The following is a 3770-nucleotide window of genomic DNA, read 5'->3' as shown; positions in this document are numbered from 1 at the left end:
CATCGTCGAGGTGAAGAACGGCTACGGCCGTAACTTCCTGCTCCGTCCGAGGAGGCGGGAAGGTCTACGACTGCCCGACGAGGAGATCCGCTAGCTAACCTTGGAGCCGCTGTGCCCAGTACACCTGTCCGTCCGGTCCCATGTAGACCAGGGCCAACAGCAGGTCCGACATCGCAACCGGCGCGGTGGCTATCGTGGGCTCCCGATCCGGCTTTTCCAGGTACGGAAAGAGCGCGACGAACGTCAGCGGCGAAGCGTTCTCGTCGGCCACGCCAAGTCTGCCGCCGTTGTCCCGCCACTCGTTGTCCCGGACCTTGAGGGAGCCCGCACCTCGTAGCCAGGGGTAGCGCTCTTCGATCTTGTTGTCGACGCCGGCGCTCCCGAGGCCGACGGCCTCCTGCGGCGCAGACACGGCAATGACCTCCGGCTTGTGGTGGGTGCGCTTGTCGATGAGGAAGATCGCGAAAGAGCCGCCATCGAGTGGCTTAGGCGGGTCCTGCCAGGAAATCCGGCCGAGCACCAGCTGGTCGCGTCCGGAGGCCAGCGGCGCGTCGGCATTCTCGCCGAGCGCAGTCCGAGCCTCTTCGTAGCTGACGAACCTGACTGAGGACTTGATGGCCAGCGCTTCCGGACCGTACGGCGGGTGGTTGTGCCACTAGCTCCAAGCAAAGACGGCCACCACCGCCAGGATGACCGCCAGGATGACCGCCACCACGGACCGAGTCCTTCGCCACGTCATGCGCGACAGTGAACCACGCGATCACCGAGCTCCCGAGGTGGCCCAAGCCGACAGTTGAGGCACCGACCCGTACAGCCATCCGTACAGCCAAGACCACCAGCCAACGCCGACACCATCCGACAGTGACGGACGGGTTGAGCAGGGGAACGGCTCCCCCACCAGCCCGCTCCGATCTTCTTCTAAACCCCAGGCCCGGCCGTCGAGAAATCCGCTGTTGGCGGCACTGCGCCAACTTGCCGAGCTGGTGTCATTCCTTCACGCGCCGCGGCGTCTCCGCCACAAGGTCCTCAGCACGCCGACGTCGGAACTCCACCACAGTCAGTGCGGTTGCGGCCAAGAGCGCCAGTGGAACCAGGACCAGGAGGTAGACGGCCCAGGGCGTGATGAACCCCAGGAGGGAGCACGCGACCACGACGATGGGCCATGACCACGCCAGGATGCCCGGTCCCCAGAACCGCCACGGCGACGCCCCTGGTACTGCCTCCCACGAGTTCAGGCGGCCGAGCAGTGCACTGATCACGCTTGACCACACGCACAGCAGAATCAGGATGCATACAAACGGACCTAGGCCTTCGGGCACGGCAAGATTGTTTGGCCCCGCCCAGTAAAAGCGCAAGGGCGGAAGGTCCTCAGCGCTCCGAGGTGACCGCGCCTGCGCGACGGTCCGCATCTGGTCCGCAAGAGGTCGACGGGCAGCGGGGGAGTGGTGTGAGACGTCGAGAGGTGTTTTCGCTGCTGAGCCGCCGTGCGCCCAGGTTGGTGGGACGGGCAGTTTGATCTCATAATCCCTCGGTCGCAGGCTCGACGTCGAACGGCTGAAGTGCCGCCTCGTCGTGGTGCCGTACCGTGCGGCCATGGGAACGCTGGACGTAGCTTTCGCCGTCGGCACCGGCGTTGTTGCTGGCCTGAACGTCGCCGTCGGTGTTGCGATGCTGGTGCGCAGCCGCCACCAGCCCGGTGCGATTCGCTGGCGAGGGCAGTGGCTGGTCGCACCCCGGCTCGCCTCCTGCGCCTATCTGTGCCTCGGGCTGTTCTTCGCCATCATGGCCCTTAGCGATGTCCTCTTCGAGCGTGGAAGCAAGGGCGACGACCTCATGTTCCTCGTAGGAATGGTGTTCGCCGCCGCGACCATCGTCACCGGCGTCATGTGGCTGCACCGGCGGAGTAGGACAGCGCCCGCAGCTGAACGTTGACCCCAGCCTGACCCAGCAGCATGACAGCAGCCGCCATCGGATGAACGCCGGCTATGGGTCAGTGACGGAGCGAAGCGGGTAGCGGCCCACACCGGACGGTCCTACGAATCAGATGCCCGCACACCTGGCCTGCCTCAGTCCTCATCCAGTCCTCGAGAGGTCGACCTTCGACCGCTGACGCTGAGAAGTGCCGAGAGTGGTTTCCGCAGGCCAAACCAGGTTCGGGCAGGTAGACCGTGGTGGGCAACTTGATCTCGTAATGCGTAGGTCGACGGATCGATTCCGTCAGGCGGCTCCAGAGTAAGGCCCAGGTCACCGGCTAGATCGCCGACCATGACCTGGGCCTTTCCATGGCGCTCAAGAGCCGAGCAGCCAGCCGAGCAGCCAACATGTCACGCACTCGACCACAGCGTCCCCTCCAGCCGTGACCCGGCTTCCCGTGCGATCTCCGGGGCCACATGTGCCGACGCTGGCCGCCGTGTGCCTCAGGTCGTGGAGGCGAACCTGCCGGAGGTCCGCCTGTCGGATGATCTACCGGTACGAGCGGTAGTCGTTGGGTGGATGGACCGGGGTACCAAGGCTCTTGGCGAGGACCGGGCCGGCGTCGGCACAACGGTCCGTTCTGCCGCCTGGCTCCACAGTGGCCGCAGGTCTACGACTACCCGACGAGGAGATCCGCTGAGCGGCGACCCCGCTGACGACTGTTGCGCAGCTTGACGCCTCGCTCAACTCCGGCGAAGCGATTCCACCGACTGGCCAGGACGCCAGCTACCTGCCGGCTGTACTCGATGGTTCCTTGCTGGCTCGCTCGGTCGCATGCCGCCTCCCGCTCTTTGCGACTCAACCAGGGCGATGACTGCTGCCACGATGGTTTCGGTGGCCGGAACTCCCTCGTCTGAGGTGTCGATCTCAACGACGGCGTCGACTCCCTCCGGCGGTTCGAAAATCGACCGCTTCATCTCGCCCCGCTGAAACAGAGATAGGAGCTGCTGGTCGATTCCCCCGCCTTCGGCCGCCCGAGCAGCAAGTCGCCGGCCGATGACCGCCTCCTGGGCGACGACGTGAACAGCCAGCACTCGGGTACCGCACGCGAGCAATACAGCTAGCAGCTCATGGGACAACACCGAGGACTCTACGACGAGGCTCACTCCCGAGGCCGCGAGCAGCCGGACTGCGTCGACCATCACGGCTTCAGCGCGGAGGCTGAAGGGACCGCCGGCAACGTGGAAGTCCCGCTCGAGCCGGACGCCGCCGTCCTCGGCGACGCAGGCGGAGGACAGCCCAAGACCTGTCTTGATCTCGTCCCGAGTCAGGAACGGGATACCCAAGCGGCCAGCCGTTGCAGAGGCAATGGTGGTCTTCCCAGCGCCCGGACACCCGCACACGACGACCACCACCGGCCGTTCCCTCACCAACATCCACCGATCCTGGCATACCCGCAGACGTACTCTCGACGTGCCGAGCGTGAACACCAAGGCCGTCACGGGCCACCCATGGGCCAGAAGCAGCGGCCTGCAGCGGTCATGAGCAGGCACCAGAGCCAATTAGCTCGGCCACTGACCTTAGGCGTGTTGGCCATCACGACCGGTTGAGCATGCTCTTCCAAACCGACGGTTCCCGCCCAGTAGGTATCGTCATAACGTGGTGGACAAAGCCGGCCCCGTCACCGTCGGCGCTCTGTCCCCTCGGTATCCGTCAAGTCAAATGAGACAGTTGATGTCAGGTCTTCTGTAGTTCTGAGGTTGGGGCCCAGGTCGGGAGCGGCGGGCGACGGGGTGAACCCGTCGGTGAACGACGGCGGCACATCGGCGGGGTTGGTGCCCCACGACGACGGCGAG

At 65.5% G+C, this 3770-nt stretch carries 4 protein-coding genes; 2 read left to right on the top strand and 2 right to left on the bottom strand.

Going from position 1 to position 3770, the window contains the following annotated elements; translation table 11 throughout:
- Position 1 precedes the first annotated feature (1 nt).
- Positions 2–94, top strand: a complete 93-nt coding sequence (locus tag JNW87_RS41865) for a hypothetical protein (protein ID WP_375373589.1) — start codon at positions 2–4, stop codon at positions 92–94.
- Here the strand turns inward: JNW87_RS41865 and JNW87_RS36090 are convergent, their stop codons facing one another.
- Positions 95–520 carry a hypothetical protein gene (locus JNW87_RS36090; protein ID WP_236647775.1) on the bottom strand — a complete coding sequence of 142 codons (426 nt, stop codon included), beginning with the start codon at positions 518–520 and terminating at the stop codon, positions 95–97.
- 1073 nt (positions 521–1593) lie between these two features.
- On the opposite strand from JNW87_RS36090, the gene JNW87_RS36085 reads away from it, so the two are divergent.
- The gene (locus JNW87_RS36085) at positions 1594–1932 is read left to right on the top strand and encodes a hypothetical protein (RefSeq protein ID WP_146231060.1); all 339 of its coding nucleotides are present in this window, start codon (positions 1594–1596) and stop codon (positions 1930–1932) included.
- Positions 1933–2657: 725 nt separating this feature from the next.
- On the opposite strand, the gene JNW87_RS36080 is transcribed toward JNW87_RS36085, so the two are convergent.
- Entirely contained in the window at positions 2658–3350 is a 693-nt protein-coding gene (locus JNW87_RS36080; protein ID WP_109801735.1) for an AAA family ATPase, read from the bottom strand.
- Between the last annotated feature and the right edge of the window lie 420 nt (positions 3351–3770).

This window comes from Micromonospora sp. ATA51 (assembly GCF_016802855.1).
Taxonomy (GTDB): domain Bacteria; phylum Actinomycetota; class Actinomycetes; order Mycobacteriales; family Micromonosporaceae; genus Micromonospora; species Micromonospora sicca.
Note: the sequence above shows the minus strand (reverse complement) of the source record. Positions and strands in the feature narration are given on the sequence as shown.

Coding starts and splice junctions, on each gene's coding strand:
- JNW87_RS36080 (WP_109801735.1), bottom strand. CDS start 3,350: ATGTTGGTGAGGGAACGGCCGGTGGTGGTCGTCGTGTGCGGGTGTCCG.
- JNW87_RS36085 (WP_146231060.1), top strand. CDS start 1,594: ATGGGAACGCTGGACGTAGCTTTCGCCGTCGGCACCGGCGTTGTTGCT.